The 14,415-nt window shown below is 68.6% G+C and carries 18 protein-coding genes; 10 read left to right on the forward strand and 8 right to left on the reverse strand.

Annotated features, from left to right (window positions below; all coding sequences use genetic code 11):
* Positions 1-417: 417 nt before the first annotated feature.
* From ACQPYK_RS25905 to ACQPYK_RS25915, 3 genes are all read left to right on the forward strand, one after another.
* Positions 418-978: a GNAT family N-acetyltransferase gene (locus ACQPYK_RS25905; protein ID WP_433235766.1), complete on the forward strand. Its 561-nt coding sequence runs from the start codon at positions 418-420 to the stop codon at positions 976-978.
* 79 nt (positions 979-1,057) lie between these two features.
* Complete coding sequence (locus ACQPYK_RS25910; RefSeq protein WP_433235769.1) at positions 1,058-1,273, forward strand: hypothetical protein; 216 nt, start codon at positions 1,058-1,060, stop codon at positions 1,271-1,273.
* Positions 1,270-1,587, forward strand: coding sequence for a DUF952 domain-containing protein (locus ACQPYK_RS25915; RefSeq protein ID WP_433235772.1), 318 nt, complete (start codon positions 1,270-1,272; stop codon positions 1,585-1,587). Before ACQPYK_RS25910 ends, ACQPYK_RS25915 begins: the two co-directional genes overlap by 4 nt.
* Positions 1,588-1,654: 67 nt before the next feature.
* Here ACQPYK_RS25915 and ACQPYK_RS25920 read toward each other — a convergent pair whose 3' ends face one another.
* The 4 genes from ACQPYK_RS25920 to ACQPYK_RS25935 all read right to left on the reverse strand — a co-directional run bounded on the left by ACQPYK_RS25920 (position 1,655) and on the right by ACQPYK_RS25935 (position 4,946).
* On the reverse strand, positions 1,655-2,446 hold the full coding sequence (locus tag ACQPYK_RS25920; RefSeq protein WP_433235775.1) for an ABC transporter permease: 792 nt from the start codon (positions 2,444-2,446) through the stop codon (positions 1,655-1,657).
* Positions 2,447-2,463: 17 nt separating this feature from the next.
* On the reverse strand, positions 2,464-3,207 hold the full coding sequence (locus ACQPYK_RS25925; RefSeq protein WP_433235778.1) for an ABC transporter permease: 744 nt from the start codon (positions 3,205-3,207) through the stop codon (positions 2,464-2,466).
* A gap of 16 nt (positions 3,208-3,223) precedes the next feature.
* Positions 3,224-4,144 (reverse strand): ABC transporter ATP-binding protein, encoded by a 921-nt coding sequence (locus tag ACQPYK_RS25930; protein ID WP_433235781.1) that lies wholly within the window; start codon positions 4,142-4,144, stop codon positions 3,224-3,226.
* A 160-nt stretch (positions 4,145-4,304) separates the two neighbouring features.
* Positions 4,305-4,946, reverse strand: coding sequence for a class I SAM-dependent methyltransferase (locus ACQPYK_RS25935; RefSeq protein WP_433235784.1), 642 nt, complete (start codon positions 4,944-4,946; stop codon positions 4,305-4,307).
* 207 nt (positions 4,947-5,153) lie between these two features.
* Between ACQPYK_RS25935 and ACQPYK_RS25940 the strand changes: the two genes are divergently transcribed.
* Entirely contained in the window at positions 5,154-5,936 is a 783-nt protein-coding gene (locus tag ACQPYK_RS25940) for a phytanoyl-CoA dioxygenase family protein (protein WP_433235787.1), read from the forward strand.
* Positions 5,937-6,138: 202 nt separating this feature from the next.
* Here ACQPYK_RS25940 and ACQPYK_RS25945 read toward each other — a convergent pair whose 3' ends face one another.
* Entirely contained in the window at positions 6,139-6,801 is a 663-nt protein-coding gene (locus ACQPYK_RS25945) for a response regulator (RefSeq protein ID WP_433235790.1), read from the reverse strand.
* Positions 6,798-7,943: a sensor histidine kinase gene (locus ACQPYK_RS25950; RefSeq protein ID WP_433235793.1), complete on the reverse strand. Its 1,146-nt coding sequence runs from the start codon at positions 7,941-7,943 to the stop codon at positions 6,798-6,800. Before ACQPYK_RS25950 ends, ACQPYK_RS25945 begins: the two co-directional genes overlap by 4 nt.
* Before the next feature lie 468 nt (positions 7,944-8,411).
* Between ACQPYK_RS25950 and ACQPYK_RS25955 the strand changes: the two genes are divergently transcribed.
* The 4 genes from ACQPYK_RS25955 to ACQPYK_RS25970 all read left to right on the forward strand — a co-directional run bounded on the left by ACQPYK_RS25955 (position 8,412) and on the right by ACQPYK_RS25970 (position 11,863).
* Positions 8,412-9,419: an alpha/beta hydrolase family protein gene (locus ACQPYK_RS25955; protein WP_433235796.1), complete on the forward strand. Its 1,008-nt coding sequence runs from the start codon at positions 8,412-8,414 to the stop codon at positions 9,417-9,419.
* Positions 9,420-9,734: 315 nt separating this feature from the next.
* Positions 9,735-10,010, forward strand: coding sequence for a hypothetical protein (locus ACQPYK_RS25960; RefSeq protein WP_433235799.1), 276 nt, complete (start codon positions 9,735-9,737; stop codon positions 10,008-10,010).
* A gap of 125 nt (positions 10,011-10,135) precedes the next feature.
* Positions 10,136-10,549, forward strand: coding sequence for an SRPBCC family protein (locus ACQPYK_RS25965; protein WP_433235802.1), 414 nt, complete (start codon positions 10,136-10,138; stop codon positions 10,547-10,549).
* Positions 10,550-10,804: 255 nt separating this feature from the next.
* Positions 10,805-11,863, forward strand: coding sequence for a glucose 1-dehydrogenase (locus ACQPYK_RS25970; protein WP_433235805.1), 1,059 nt, complete (start codon positions 10,805-10,807; stop codon positions 11,861-11,863).
* 516 nt (positions 11,864-12,379) lie between these two features.
* Here the strand turns inward: ACQPYK_RS25970 and ACQPYK_RS25975 are convergent.
* Together ACQPYK_RS25975 and ACQPYK_RS25980 are read right to left on the reverse strand one after the other, a co-directional pair.
* Positions 12,380-12,769, reverse strand: coding sequence for a hypothetical protein (locus tag ACQPYK_RS25975; protein WP_433235808.1), 390 nt, complete (start codon positions 12,767-12,769; stop codon positions 12,380-12,382).
* Positions 12,766-12,981, reverse strand: a complete 216-nt coding sequence (locus ACQPYK_RS25980) for a hypothetical protein (protein ID WP_433235811.1) — start codon at positions 12,979-12,981, stop codon at positions 12,766-12,768. Before ACQPYK_RS25980 ends, ACQPYK_RS25975 begins: the two co-directional genes overlap by 4 nt.
* 361 nt (positions 12,982-13,342) lie before the next feature.
* Here ACQPYK_RS25980 and ACQPYK_RS25985 point away from each other — a divergent pair, with 361 nt between their 5' ends.
* Both ACQPYK_RS25985 and ACQPYK_RS25990 read left to right on the forward strand, forming a co-directional pair.
* Complete coding sequence (locus tag ACQPYK_RS25985) at positions 13,343-13,789, forward strand: hypothetical protein (RefSeq protein ID WP_433235814.1); 447 nt, start codon at positions 13,343-13,345, stop codon at positions 13,787-13,789.
* A gap of 10 nt (positions 13,790-13,799) precedes the next feature.
* Complete coding sequence (locus ACQPYK_RS25990) at positions 13,800-14,360, forward strand: GNAT family N-acetyltransferase (protein ID WP_433235817.1); 561 nt, start codon at positions 13,800-13,802, stop codon at positions 14,358-14,360.
* The last annotated feature ends 55 nt before the right edge of the window (positions 14,361-14,415 follow it).

Consider the following 14,415-nt stretch of genomic DNA (forward strand, 5'->3'; position numbering starts at 1 on the left):
GCCCGATCGGCGACCGCGACACCGGCGTTCCGCACTCCATTTGACGGGTCTGGCCGCCGGATGCCGGAATCGATTCCGGCGCGACGAAACGGCCCTTTCACCCATGTGATGGAACGGGAACACGACCGGAGTGTGATCGATCGGTCGAAGGCGATCACGGCTGACGATCGCCACGGGATGTGGTGGTGCATCCCGTCTGCCCGTCACCCATGCCAGAAAACGCTTTTCGCGTGGCCTGGCGGGGTTTTTATCTCGCTTCGATCCGTTCATTACCCGCGGGAAGAACCACCGGCCGAGACACGCGACCTGTGATGGAGCGGGTCACGCATCGGGGCAGATCACACGGGACCGAACACGCTCCGGCAGGCCCGGGAAAACGCGTGGCCCGCCGTCTTCGGGCTGTCTTAGGCTGACCCGATGCTCACGCCCTCGTATCCCATTCGCACCGACCGTCTGATCCTGCGCCCCTTCACCCCCGACGATGCGCAGGCCCTGCACGCCATCCACTCACTGCCCGAGGTGGCCCGCTACCTGTACTGGGAGCCTCGCGACATCGAGCAGGCCAGGCAGGCGCTGGAAAAGAAGATCAGTCAATCGACGTTGCGGGAAGAGGGGCAGGCACTGGGCTTGGCGGTGGAGCTGGCCGCCACTGGCGAGCTGATCGGCGACGGGGTGCTGCTGTGGCACAGCAGCCTGCACCGCAGCGGAGAGATCGGCTACATCTTCCACCCCGGCCACCACGGCAAGGGCTATGCCACCGAAGTAGGTGAGGTCTTGCTGGAGCTGGGCTTCAACGGCCTGGACCTGCACCGGATCACCGGCCGTCTGGACGGCCGCAATGACGCCTCGGCCCGGGTGCTGGAGCGCCTGGGGATGCGCCGCGAGGCTCATCTGGTGGAAAACGAGATGGTCAAGGGCGAGTGGACCGACGAAGTGATCTACGCGATCTTGCAGCGGGAGTGGCGAGCCCGTCGCTGACTCCCTGATCGTGGCGGACGGCGGGAACCCGCGCGACATGGGGCGCCACCGCCGACCGGCACGCCGTAAGGTTACGGTCATGGATCTTTCGCAGGCGCGGACGCTGTGGGAGCCCCAACCCGGCCGGCTCGACACCGCCGGCCACGGCCCGACCCGCGTTCCGCCTTCGACGATCCGCGACGCGTCCCGGGCGACCGGCGCGCCAGCCGTACCGACGGCAAAGGTCCGCGCGTCCTTCCGTCCGTCCACCACCGTCGACGACGTCGACCGCGCCGTGGAGGCCCTCACCGTATGACCATCCTGCACCTGGCCCTGGCCGCCGACTGGGAGGCCGCCCGGGCGGAGGGGGAGTATCGCGTCTCCACCCTCGGCCGCACCCTCGAACAGGAGGGCTTCATCCACGCCTGCGCCGACCATGACCAGCTGCGCGGGGTCGTAGAGCGTTTCTACCGCGACGTCACCGACCCGCTCGTGCTGCTGACCATCGACCCCGCCGGCCTGGACGTACGTCTGGAGGTCCCCGCCGACTCGCCGCAGGCCTTCCCGCACATCTACGAACCGCTGCCGGTCACCTCGGTGATCTCCGCGGCCCCCTTCACGCTCGTCTGAGCCTCGCCGTCCGAGCCTCGCCGGCGCCGGGCCCGGCCACGGAGGTGACCGGACCCGGAGACGATCGCTACGGGCACAGCGTCCGCTGGATGCGCCGCGCGGCGAACGCCAGCCCGGCGGCCATCATGACCAGCAGATAGGCCGCATTCCCCAGCAGGCCCCAGCTCAGCTCACCGATCGCCAACCCCCGCACCAGCTCCACCGCGTGATACAGCGGGGTCAGCGCCACCAGGATCTCCATCACCGGCGGGTAATCCTGCACGGGAGAGAACGTCCCGGAGAGCAGGAACAGCGCGAACTGCCCCGTGGTCATCATGTCGAAATCCTGCCAGCCCCGCATCAGGGTGCTGATCGCCATCCCGACCCCACCGAAGGCCAGCCCCACCAGCAGCGTCGCCGGGAAGGCGGCCAGCGCCCACCCCGGGCTCGTCAGGCCGAGCGCCACCATCACCACCAGGAACGCCCCCGTGTAAAGGGAACTACGCGCCATCGCCCACGACAGCTCACCCAGCGCGATCTCGAACGGCTTGACCGGCGTCGCCAGGATCGCGTCGAAGGTCTTGGCGTACTTCATCTTGAAGAAGAAGTTGAACGTCGTCTCCGACAACGCTCCCGACATCGCCGAGACCGCCAGCATCGCCGGGGCGACGAACACGGCGTAGTCCACCACCCGCCCGCCCGGCAACGTCAGGTCCCCGACGAGCTTCCCCACCCCGACACCGATCGACAGGAGGTAGAGCACCGGCTCGAAGAAACCCGAAACCAGAACCAGCCAGTATGACGGACCCGAACGCAACGCCCCCAGATTGCGGTTGACCACCGCGCCCACCCGGGAGGGGGAGATCCGGGCGACCAACATCGCAGAAACCATGACCCCTAATCCTGAAGTCGCTTACGGAAGGCAGAAACCGCCCATGCCGTCCCCGCTGCGGCACACGCCAGCAGGTAGGCCGCGTGCACCCACACCGGCCACGGGGGAGCCGTCCCCAGCGTCGCGGCGCGGCTCAGCTCGACCCCGTGCCACAGCGGCGACAGGTAGGCCAGCGGACGAACCAGCGCCGGCAGCTGCTCCACCGGGAAGAACACTCCCGCGAACAACGTCGAGGGGATCATCACGAACCGAAACAGCAGGGCGAAGTAGCTGTCGTGCTCGATGCTGGCCGCGAACGCCGTCACCGGAGCCGCCGCCGCCAGTCCCACCAGCGCCGCAACCAGGGGAGTCAGCAGTGCCCAGGGGGAGTGCAGCGCGCCGAACAGCCCAGTGACCCCCAGGAACACGATCGCGGCGATCTCCACCCGAAACAGGATGTAGAGCATCCGGCCCACGACCATGTCGCGGATCTCGACCGGGGCGGCGCGCATGGCGTGATAGGAGCGCACCCACTTGAAGTCGCCCAGCACCGAGTATGTCGATTCGCCGATCGCCATCTGGAAAGCGGTGGAGGCCATCACCCCCGGCACGATCCACGCGAGGTAGTCCACCCCGCCGACCTCGCCGACGTAACCGCCGACCCCGATCCCGATGCTGATCAGAAACAGTACCGGCAGGACGAAGGAGGAGAACACCGACGCCCGCCACAGCCGCCGGTACAGGATGAGGTGGCGCTCGAGCACCGCCATCGTCGGATGAGCCATCTCAGTCCACCAACGTCCGGCCGGTCAGCTGCAAGAACACATCCTCCAGCGAGGAACGGCGCACCAGCACGCTCGAGGGGGTCAGCCCCCGCCGATGCACCTCCGCCACCGCCGCGTCCCCGTCGTCGGCGTACAGCAGGATCCGGTCCGGCAGCGGGTCGACCCGCCCGATGCCCTCCAGCTTGCCGGTGTAGTCGACTTCGTCGGCGAAGCGCAACTCCACCACCTCGGGCGTGGAATAGGTCGTGATCAGCGACCGCGGCGACCCCTCCGCCACGATCCGCCCGCCGTCCATCACCACCAGCCGATCGCACAGCTGCTCGGCCTCGTCCATGTAATGTGTCGTCAAAACCAGCGTCGTGCCCCGCTGCTTGAGCCGGAACAACCGCTCCCACAACAGGTGCCGGGCCTGCGGGTCCAACCCCGTCGTCGGCTCATCCAACAGCACCAGGTCCGGTTCGTTCACCAGCGCCCGCGCGATCGTCAGCCGCCGCTTCATGCCCCCCGACAGCGGCTCGACCTGGCTGGTGGCCTTCTCCTGCAGCTGCGCGAACTCCAGCAGCTCCTCGGCCCGTCGCCGCGACTCCGCCTTCGACAACCCGAAATACCGGGCATAGGTCGTCAGGTTCTCCCGGACGCTCAGATCGGGATCCAGATTGTCCAGCTGCGGGCACACTCCCAGCCGTGCGCGGATCTTCGACCCGTCACGCACCGGATCCATGCCCAGAATGCGCAGCTCACCGGAGGTCGGCATCGACACACAACTGATCATGCGCATCGTCGAGGACTTCCCCGCCCCGTTGGGCCCGAGGAACCCGAACGCCTCGCCCGGCGCCACCTCCAGATCGATCCCGTCGACCGCGGTGAAGTCACCGAAACGTTTGATCAGGCCACGCGCATGGATGAGAGGTTGTTCAGACACGCCCTGGACCGTAACAGAGGCCTGCGACAGTTACGCAAAGGGTCATCCGGGCAGCCGAGCCCGGTACGCCTGCGGCCCCCCGCCGACCAGGGCCGTGCCCCTCACCACGACCAGCGACACCCAACCTCCTCCAGCACCCAGAGCCATTCACCAGGCCGGTTCAGGGGCGCCGGGCCAGCAGATAGGCCCGGCGCGTCTCGACCTCGCCCGCGTGGTGCGTGCGCTCCATCCGCATCTCCACGGCGAATCCCACCTCTTCCAGCACCCCGGCGACGAAGGAGGGTTCGAAGAAACGGAAGTCGACGTCCACCTTGTGGCCCCACCACTCATCCAGGTGTCTGACCTCCGAGCCGATATGGAAGGCGAGCAGGAGCAAGCCGCGGGGGCGCAGCGTCCGGCGGACTTCCTCGAAGGCGGGACGCAGTTCGGAAGGGTCGAGGTGGATGACGGAGTAGAACGCGACGGCCGATCCGAACTCACCGTCCATGGCGGGCAGCGCCAGCAGGTCCCCTTCGCGAAACTCCGCCGCCGGATGCTCCCGGCGACCGACGGCGACCATGGCGGGGGACAGGTCGATGCCGACCGTACCGGCACCGTGTTCGGCGAGCCAGGCCGCGACATGCCCCGGGCCGCAGCCGAGGTCGGCGATCGGCGTGCCCGGCTCCGTCTGCTCCAGGAGGCACGTGAGCAGCGCTCGATCGAGCGGCTTACCGGCAAGCTCATCACGGAAGGTGACCGCGTAAGTGTCGGCGACGGTGTCGTAACTCCGGCGGACGGAGTCATGACTTTTGTGATCTTCCATGGCGGACAGCATGGCATGGGCCTCCCACGGCCGCGAGTCGGAAACAGGGCCGGCGCATCCGTCCGAAGCCCCGTTGGGGCATGGCCGACTATGCGCGGAAAGAAACCGCGGGTGAAGATCCCCGCTCGTTCGGGCTGATCGGCCAGGCCTGCCTGCGCGCAAGAAAACCATTTGTGGGTCTTCAGGGAGCTTTCGATAATCGTGGGCATGACAGCGGCGCTGACAACGGACCAGATCGAGCGATTCGTCACCGAAGGCTTCGTCCATCTCCCCGAGGCCTTCCCTCGCTCGGTGGCCGATGAGTGCCGGGCCTTCCTGTGGCGGGAAACCGGGCTCGACCCCGACGACCCCACCACATGGACACAACCCGTCATCCGGCTCCTCGGATATGGGGACAAGCCATTCCAGCAGGCGGCCAACACACCGCGTCTGCACAGCGCCTTCGACCAGCTCGTCGGCGCAGGCCGGTGGATTCCCCGCAAGGGCATGGGCACCTTTCCCATCCGCTTCCCGCACGCAGACGACCCCGGCGACGCCGGATGGCACATGGACGCCAGCTACACGCCCGAAGGCGAGCAGGGATTCTGGCTCAACCTGCGTTCCCGGGGCCGGGCGCTGTTGATGCTGTTCCTGTTCTCCGACATCGACGCCGACAACGCACCCACCCGCATCAAAGTCGGCTCACATCTGGACGTCCCGCCCTTCCTGGCGCCCGCCGGCGAGCGCGGCATGAACATGTTCGACCTGTGCAAGAGCATGGACGCCGCGGGCAAGCTCGACTCACCGGATCGACCGACGACGCTGGCCACAGGCCGGGCAGGCGACGTCTACCTGTGCCACCCGTTCCTCATCCACAGCGCACAACCCCACCACGGCACCGTGCCCCGGTTCATCGCCCAGCCCCCGCTGCTGCCGACCGGCCCCCTCGATCTCGACCACGACGGCGCGCACTCGCCCGTCGAACGTGCGGTACTGCTCGGGCTGGCATGACCTGACGACGGCGAAAAGCCGATCGGCCCGGCTTCGAGCCGACCGGCGGCTGTCGACGGCAGATGCCCGGTGCTCAGCCCGGTGCACCTGGCCGGCTCGACCTGGCTCATCCCGCGCTGTTGGCGGCGACGCTGAATCCGAGCGCCGGCGGCTGCTGCGCTGCTTATAAAACGCCTGCGAGGGCCTCGGCGGCCGACGATGTTCAGGCCGGGCGGATGAGCCGGGTTTCGTAGGCGAACACCACGGCCTGCACGCGGTCGTGCAGCTCGAGTTTGCGCAGGATCCGGCTCAGATGCGTCTTCACGGTGGCCTCGGCCAGATGCAGAGCGGCGGCGACCTCGGTGTTGGACAGGCCACGGGCCACCTGGATGAGCACCTCGCGCTCGCGGGCGGTGAGCCGTCGCAACCGCTCGTCGTCGCCGGGGCCGCTGCCGTTGAGGAGCTGGGGCGCGAAATTCTCCAACAGGCGGCGGGTGACCCGCGGGGAGAGCACCGCCTCGCCCGCCGCCACACTTCGGATCGCCCCCAGCAACTCCTCGGGCCGCGAATTTTTGAGCAGGAACCCGGACGCCCCGGCCTTCAGCCCGGCGAAGGCGTATTCGTCGAGGTCGAAGGTGGTCAGGATGAGCACGCGCGAAGACGGGGAATCCCTGACGATCCGGCGGGTCGCCTCGATGCCGTCGGTGCCGGGCATGCGCACGTCCATCAGGACGACATCGGGACACAGCTCCCGCGCGAGCCGTACGGCCTCGGCGCCGTCCGTGGCCCCGCCGACCACCTCCATGTCCGGCTGGGCCTCGAAGATCGTGGTGAACGCCATGCGCAGCAGCGACTCATCATCGGCGAGCAGGATGCGGATCCTCACGCGGCGCCCTCCCGTGCCACGCCGAGGTCGAGCCGGGCCGACACCTGCCAGCCACCGCCCGGCAACGGACCGGCCTGCAGTGCCCCGCCGTGGGCCGCCACCCGCTCGCGCATGCCCGCGATACCGTACCCGGCCGCGCTTTCGGGATCTCGCACGACGCCGCCGTCGTCGGTGACCCGCACGGTGACGGCCTCGGGCGACAGCCGGACCCGTACCTCGGCCCGGGTGCCGGGCGAGGTGTGCTTGAGCGTGTTCGTCAGGGCCTCCTGCGCCAGGCGGTAGACGGTGAGCTGGGCGGCGGCGGGAACCGGGGTGGGGTCGCCGTCCAGCTCCAGGCGGGTCGGCAGCCCGGCTGTGCGCATCTGGTCGACAAGGGGCGCGAGCTGGGCGATGCCGGGCACCGGGTGCCGCAGCGCGTCCGGTTCGTCAGGCCGCAGGAGGCCGAGGCAGCGCCGCATGTCGGCCAGGGCCTGGCGCCCGGTGCCGGAGATCTGCTCCATGACGGCGGCCGCCCGATCGGACGGGCGGTGCCGCACGTAGAGCGCGCTGTCGGCGAGCGCGACCATGACAGACAGGTTGTGGGTGACGATGTCATGCATGTCGCGCGCCATGCGAGCCCTCTCCTCGGCGACCGCGAGCCGCGCCCGTCGGTCACGGTCACGCTCCAGCGAGGCGACATACGCGCGCCGGATGCGCATGCTCGTCCCAATGGCGGCGGCTGCGACGGCCATGGCGGTCAACGCGACGCCCGAAAGGAGAAACCGCCCCTCGGGCGCCCAGCGCGCGGAGGCCAGCAGGACGCCACCTTCGAGCACCACCCCGGCCGCGAGCGTGCGCTGCCAGGTGGAGTGCGCGCCCAGGGTGTACAGGGCGACCAACAGCGCCGCGTCGGCGGGCAACTGCACGCCGACGAGCCACTGGACCCCGGCCACCGCGGCGATCAGCCCGAACACCGCCGACGGCGCGTATCGCCGCCACACCAAGGGCAACACCAGGGCCGTCTGGAAGACGACGAGCTCCGGGCGGCCCTGTAGGACCTGGCCGGGGCCGAGGGTGGCGAGGAAGAGCACGGCCGCCAGCAGCGCGTCGAGTATCAGGGGTCGCTCGCCGAACAGAGCCAGGAGACGATCAGCCCGGTTCATGCCGCCCACCCTAGTGGACCCGACGCTCCGTCACCCCCCGTCATCCTTCAGGATGACGATCGCGGCATATCAGCCTGCGGTCTTACGATCGGATCATCCCCTGGCCGCTAGCCCGGACCGGAAGAGCGCTGGCAGGCTCCTCAAGCGCACGCCACGAACCCATGAGGAGCTGACCACATGCCGAGCACGGCACCTGATCCCCGCCACCGTCGTCGCGGACGTCGCGGCCGGGCCGTCATCGGGCTGGGACTCGCCGCCACCATCACCTCTGCCTCTGCCACTCTCACGCCCTCTGCCTCTGTCTCTGCCACTCTCACGCCCTCTGCCTCTGTCTCCGTCGCGACGGCGCCCATCACGCTTTCCCTACCGGCGCCCACCGGGCGACACCCGATCGGCACGGTCGCCCTGCACCTGGTGGACCGGTCGCGTCGAGATCCCCTGGCGAGGTCACGGCCCTACCGCGAGCTCATGGTGAGCCTGTGGTATCCGGCGAACGGGAAGGACTCCGACCCTCCCGTGGCGCCGCAGATGTCACGCCTGGCCGCGGCCGACTGGGACAAGCACTCGGCGCCCCCGATGGGCATTAAGCCGGGCATGGTGAACTGGGCCGCCACCCAGACGCATGCCCGCATCGGCCTGCCGGTCGACCGGCAGGCCAGGGGGCTGCCGGTCGTTCTGTTCGCCTCGGGGGACGGTGGCCCGCGCACGCTCGGCACCGTGCTGGTCGAGGAGCTGGCCAGCCGCGGCTATCTGGTGGTCAGCGTCGATCACACCTATGAGGCGGACCAGGTCGAGTTCCCCGGCGGACGGGTCGAACGGGCCCTCCCCCTGCCCCGGAAGCTGACCCCGCGGATCATCGCGAAGCTACTCGGCAAACATTCCCGGGCGCGCCTGGCGGACATGAGGTTCGTTCTCGACCGGCTCACCGGCCTCAACCGGGAGCGCAACCCCGACGCGCAGGCCACCCCGTTGCCGGCTGGACTGCCCGCCTCCCTGGACCTGTCCCGGATCGGGCTGCTCGGCCAGTCCCTGGGCGGGTCGGTGGCCGCGCAGCTCGCCCATGACGACCGCCGGGTGGATGCGGCGGTCAACCTCGACGGCGGGTACGTCGGTCCGGTCGCCCGGACCGGGGTCGCCAAGCCGTTCCTTCAGATGGCCGCGCAGTCGCACACCCGGGCCGGCGACCCCACCTGGCAGTCCTTCTGGGCCGGCTCCAGCGGCTGGAAGCGCGAGGTGCGGCTGGCAGGTGCGCAGCACGGCTCATTCACCGACCTGCAAGCGATGTTCCCCCAGCTCGCGGCGACCTTGAAGAACGTGCCCGCCGCCGAGCTCATCGGAACGATCAACCCCGGTCGGTCGGTGGCGGCCCAACGCGCCTACGTCACCGCTTTCTTCGACCTGCACCTGAAGGGACGACCCACCCATCTTTTCGACGGCCCCGCCGCGCCTCACCCCGAGGCCGAGCTCATCCCCTGATGAGAGCGGCCGTCGTTAGAGCCCAGTCATGCTCGAGCGCGGGAGATGAGGATCTGCAGCGCCTTGGCAGGGCCGCCGGGCTGCTCACCCGGCCACAACCCCTCCACCAGCCGCCCGGCGCTGCAGCCCATGCGCAGGTCACCGGCCAGGAAGCGCGATGAGGCCGCACAGCCGAGGGCCGGTGATCTCCCGGCCCCGGTAGGCCACCCGAGACAGCGAGATCAGCTCCATGGTCACCGAATCAGGTCAGCCAGCCGATCCCATCATCTTCGATCCGTCCCGCGCATGACGACCTCGCGGAGGTACGCTCAGCCCATGTCGAACCTGATCGTCATCCTCCTGCTGACGGCGGTCCTCGCAGCAGCGATCATCGGCCTGATCGTGTTCGCCGTACGACTGGCGCAACGCCCCCGCAACACCCTCGTCGGCGGCGGCATCGGCCCCGAGCTCGTCGAACAGGTCCTGGAGCTGAAGGCCACCGACCAGTTCGACCAGGCCGTCTTCCTGGTGCGCGGCGAGACCGGGATGAGCCACCGAGCCGCCTCACGCTTCGTCAGGAAAGTCCGCCCGACGCTCCCGCCGGACGTCTGAACCGCAGCGCCCCGCCCGACGCGGCCGGCCCGGCGCCACCGGGCCGGCCTGCGCTTTCACGGATGGACCGCCCCGTCGGGGGTAGGTGATCACTCAACGTGACCAGAACAAGGGAGTGATCACCTGTGAGCGAACACGAACGTTCCCGCACCATGCCCGCACCGCCGGAAGTGGTCTTCGACCAGGCTCGCGATCTGGACCGGCTCGATCACTGGTTGCCGCAGGACCTGCACGTGCGGCCGGAGGTGCTGCCCGCCGTGACCGTCCACGAAGACAGCACCGGCCAGGACGCCCACGCGCTCATGCGGGCCGACCCCGACCAGCTGCGGATCGAATGGGGGACCCGCGACGACGACCGCTACGCGGGCTGGCTGCAGGTCGCCGACAGCGGCAGCGGAGCCAGCGAGGTGACGATCCACCTGTCTTTCTTCGACGACGCCCACGCCCCCGGCGGTGACGACATCGACACCACCCTTGAAGACAGTCTCCAGCGCCTGGCCGAAGAGGTACGGCTGCGCACCGACAGCGCGGCCGGTTGAGCCGCCGCCCGCCCGTCACACCAGCGATACATACACGCCCCGAACCCGGGTAAGGCCAACCTAGGGGACAGGCTCGCACCGGCCACGCCGGCGCAGCCCAGGAGAGGAACCAGGGCACAGCGCGCGGCACACGGCGCAGTGCAGGCTCCGTACGATTTCGCCCGCCATCACGCCGGCGGGACGGGCGAGCCCACACGCCGCCTCGCCCTGCGGCGATCCCGGACGGGCGCCCACCACGGGGAAAGAAGACCAGCCATGCGCGCACTGACCGTCATCCCGCTGCGAGCAGACTCCCTCGCGGTCACCGATGTCCCGGACCCTCAACCCGGTGAGGATGAATTGCTCGCCGACGGTCTCGCCGTCGGCGTGTGCGGGACCGACAAGGAGATCGCCGCCGGCGAGTACGGCTGGGCCCCGCCGGGCCGGGAGCGGCTCGTGCTCGGGCACGAATCGCTGGGCCGCGTGCGCCGAGCACCGGCCGGCAGCGGCTTTTCCCCCGGCGACCTCGTGGTGGGCGTCGTGCGCCATCCCGACCCGGTGCCCTGCGGAGCATGCGCGCACGGCCAGTCCGACATGTGCCGCAACGGCCTCTACACCGAACGGGGCATCAAGGAGATCGACGGCTACGCCAGCCAGTCCTGGTGCGCCGGGATCGGTTACGCGGTCAAGATCGATCCGACCCTGGCCGGCGTCGGCACACTGATGGAACCCACCTCGGTGGTGGCCAAGGCGTGGGAGCAGGTGGAGAGGATCGGAGCGCGGGCCTGGTTCGAGCCCCGCAGCGCCCTGATCACCGGCGCCGGCCCGATCGGGCTGCTGGCAGCCCTTTTAGGCGTCCAGCGCGGCTTGGAGGTGCACGTCCTGGACCGCGTCTCCGACGGCCCCAAGCCCGGCCTCGTCGCCGATCTCGGCGCCGCCTACCACTGCTGCAGCGTCGCCGACGCGGTGGCCGCGGTCAAACCCGACGTGGTGATCGAGGCGACCGGCGCCGGCCGGGTCGTCTTCGACGCGATCGCCGCCACGGCGCCCTACGGCATCGTCTGCCTGACCGGCGTCTCCCCGGCCGGGCGCCGGATCACGATCGACGCCGGCAGCCTGAACCGGGAGATCGTCTTGGAAAACGACGCGATCGTCGGATCGGTCAATTCCAACCTCGGCCACTACGACATGGCGGCCGACGCCCTGGCCAAGGCCGACCTGGACTGGCTCGACCGGCTGATCTCCCGGCGTGTCCCGCTGGAGCGCTTCTACGAGGCGTTCGCCTCCCGCCCCGACGACGTCAAGGTCGTCCTCACCCTCGATGCGGCCGGCTGACACCCCGCACGGCCGCAGGCCCCCCGGGCGGTCGGCCACGATCGTGTCGAAGTCGGGGATCCGCTCGGCGATCGGGTCACCGGCGAAGTCACCGATCCAGCCGTCGTCATGGAAGAAGCCGATCACGGTGAAGCCGGAGGCGGCGCCCATGCCGAACGGTGCCCACGGGATTGGGCGTGATCGAAATGACCGACGCGACCGTAGAGTCGGCGACGGGGGAGTCCTCAGCGGCCAGGCCGCCGCACGCGGCGAGCGCCACGGGCACTACGGCCGGCAGCGCGGGCAGGCATGGGGGCGGTTCGCGCGTGCAGTCCTTCATAGCGGTGAAAACCTCACCGGGCGAGACACATGTCCCGCCGACCGCACGAACACATCCGCCTCTTTCCTATCGGAACAAACGGATATACGCCGACAGAACACCCGAGCCGGGGGAGGACCACCACCCCAACAGCCCCGCCAACACACAAAGACCCGGCGAAGCACCGACCGGGCCACACCACCCGAACCGGCACCACCTCAGGGCATCTTCTCCACCTCAAGCCCCAACGGCACATACAACTGCGGCTCACCGGTAACGATCGGCCACCCCGTCTGCACAGCGATCAGACAACAATGCGCGGCACACACATCACGACGCAGCTCAGGATGAGGCGCGACCAGATACGCCGCATTCTCCAGATCGACCCGATCCCCGAACACGTGCAGCGCGACCCCGGGAGAAGTCACCAGGTCGAACAGCACCGACTGCACCAGCGGACGCAACGCGATGGTCACCTGATAGGCCGAGGCGGGAACGGCCAGCGTCGCACCATCACGCATGGCGACATTCAACAACGTCTGCCGGTAGACCTCGGGCGCCGCCGCGAACTGCGACAACGCAGAATGATCGAAGACCTTACCGTTCACGCACTGACCCGCGCCGGATCCTCATCACCACGCCAGAACCGCTCCATACGAGCCACAAGCGAAGCATCCTGCCTGCGCACATCCTCAACCACCCGGCCCGCCTCGGCGACCTGACCGGGAGTGGCGATACGGACGGGGGAGACGAAGGTGCCGTACAACCTGGCCTTGAGCTCATCAAGACCGGGGACCCGCGCCTGTGCCTGATCACTCATGCCCCCACCATAACCTGGCACGCTCTTTCCCTCGACATGAAACGCCGTCCCGCAAACAGCCGGCACGCGCCTTCGGCCACCACCCAGTCGCGAGGCCCCGCGCACGACACCATCTGACGCCCCAGCCCTCGTCCAGAAAAACCACCAATACCGACAATCAACCAAATAACTGACAATCACATCGCGGGCGGGGGAGAGGCGCCCGTCCGTCTCGCCGTTCGAGCCCCTCGTCCCACCGGCGGCTTCCGGCTTCGACGTCACCCTTCGACGCCATCACGTCCGTTCGACAACGATCTCGAACAGGCACTCGAAGACGGCGAAAAACGTCACCGGACGACCCGGCACCTCGAGCCCGATGTTCATGATCAAGAAAATCTTGATCATGAACATCGACGCCCTTAACGATCATCGAACGAGTGGTCGTCCGGCAAAGCGGATCGGCTCAAGTGCGGCGGACACCGATCAGGATGCGCCGCTGCGAACGACGGACGAGCTGCCCGGACATCGCCGGAGGCTGCGCCCGACGGGTTCCATGGACGGAAATTACCTTAACCATACAGAAGGTGAATTCTGTATGGTTAAGGATTTGCCTTCCACCGGCCCCGGATTGACCGTTCGCATCCGCACCGTCCACCCGGCCCGTCGCACGCGAACCGCCTGGACGCGTCCCCTCATCCTCGGCTCGATCCGACCCACCGGAGCCTTCCTCCGAAACGATGATCAACGAAGGAGCCGGAATCAGGTGCGCGTCAACGCCACGGGTGCGGGCGAGTGCGGCAGCCTCAGACAAGGGTCCCGCGTTCTATGATCATGGGCCTATGAGCCAATTGCGCACGCTGTCTGCCGCGGAAGTCCCTTCGGAACGACTCCTGCTTCGCAAAACGCGCGATGCCGACCGTGAAGGATTCATCGAGCTCTTGACCGATCCCGAGGTTCAGGCATACATCGGTGGTCCCCGGCCTCGGAGTGACGTCGAGCAGCACTTCGATGCAGCCATGACCGCCAACGCGACATCCAGGCCTGGCAACTATGTCATCGCGGACAACACGACGAACCGGCTTGTCGGAACATTGATGCTCGCCCGCCGGCCGGCCGATCGCCCCGGGCACGTCACCGAGGATGGCGAGGAATTGGAACTGGGTTATGTACTGCGGCGCAGTGCATGGGGCGCGGGGTTCGCATTCGAGGCCGCAACGGCCGCGTTGCGCGCTGCGGCTGACGAACTCCCCGACCAGCCGGTCTTGGTCGTGACCCAGAGCGCGAACAAGCGATCTCTGAAACTCGCCGCCCGCCTTGGTTTTCGCCCCATCAGCACCTTCGAGGAGTTCGGCGCCGAGCAGACCCTCTACACTGCTCCCCTGTCCTTGTTCAAAGTCTGATCTCAGCATCCGACACAGTGCCAGAGCCGGAACCGCGGCCATTGACAAGTGTTCC

Source organism: Streptosporangium sp. CA-135522 (genome assembly GCF_050949235.1).
Lineage (GTDB): Bacteria > Actinomycetota > Actinomycetes > Streptosporangiales > Streptosporangiaceae > Streptosporangium.

Bases quoted from the DNA above. Each gene is read 5' to 3' on its own strand.
- ACQPYK_RS25990 (WP_433235817.1), top strand. From the start codon at position 13,800: ATGAGCCAATTGCGCACGCTGTCTGCCGCGGAAGTCCCTTCGGAACGA.
- ACQPYK_RS25950 (WP_433235793.1), bottom strand. From the start codon at position 7,943: ATGAACCGGGCTGATCGTCTCCTGGCTCTGTTCGGCGAGCGACCCCTG.
- ACQPYK_RS25985 (WP_433235814.1), top strand. From the start codon at position 13,343: ATGATCAAGAAAATCTTGATCATGAACATCGACGCCCTTAACGATCAT.
- ACQPYK_RS25935 (WP_433235784.1), bottom strand. From the start codon at position 4,946: ATGGAAGATCACAAAAGTCATGACTCCGTCCGCCGGAGTTACGACACC.
- ACQPYK_RS25925 (WP_433235778.1), bottom strand. From the start codon at position 3,207: ATGGCGGTGCTCGAGCGCCACCTCATCCTGTACCGGCGGCTGTGGCGG.
- ACQPYK_RS25955 (WP_433235796.1), top strand. From the start codon at position 8,412: ATGGTGAGCCTGTGGTATCCGGCGAACGGGAAGGACTCCGACCCTCCC.
- ACQPYK_RS25940 (WP_433235787.1), top strand. From the start codon at position 5,154: ATGACAGCGGCGCTGACAACGGACCAGATCGAGCGATTCGTCACCGAA.
- ACQPYK_RS25920 (WP_433235775.1), bottom strand. From the start codon at position 2,446: ATGTTGGTCGCCCGGATCTCCCCCTCCCGGGTGGGCGCGGTGGTCAAC.
- ACQPYK_RS25905 (WP_433235766.1), top strand. From the start codon at position 418: ATGCTCACGCCCTCGTATCCCATTCGCACCGACCGTCTGATCCTGCGC.
- ACQPYK_RS25915 (WP_433235772.1), top strand. From the start codon at position 1,270: ATGACCATCCTGCACCTGGCCCTGGCCGCCGACTGGGAGGCCGCCCGG.
- ACQPYK_RS25910 (WP_433235769.1), top strand. From the start codon at position 1,058: ATGGATCTTTCGCAGGCGCGGACGCTGTGGGAGCCCCAACCCGGCCGG.
- ACQPYK_RS25970 (WP_433235805.1), top strand. From the start codon at position 10,805: ATGCGCGCACTGACCGTCATCCCGCTGCGAGCAGACTCCCTCGCGGTC.
- ACQPYK_RS25980 (WP_433235811.1), bottom strand. From the start codon at position 12,981: ATGAGTGATCAGGCACAGGCGCGGGTCCCCGGTCTTGATGAGCTCAAG.
- ACQPYK_RS25960 (WP_433235799.1), top strand. From the start codon at position 9,735: ATGTCGAACCTGATCGTCATCCTCCTGCTGACGGCGGTCCTCGCAGCA.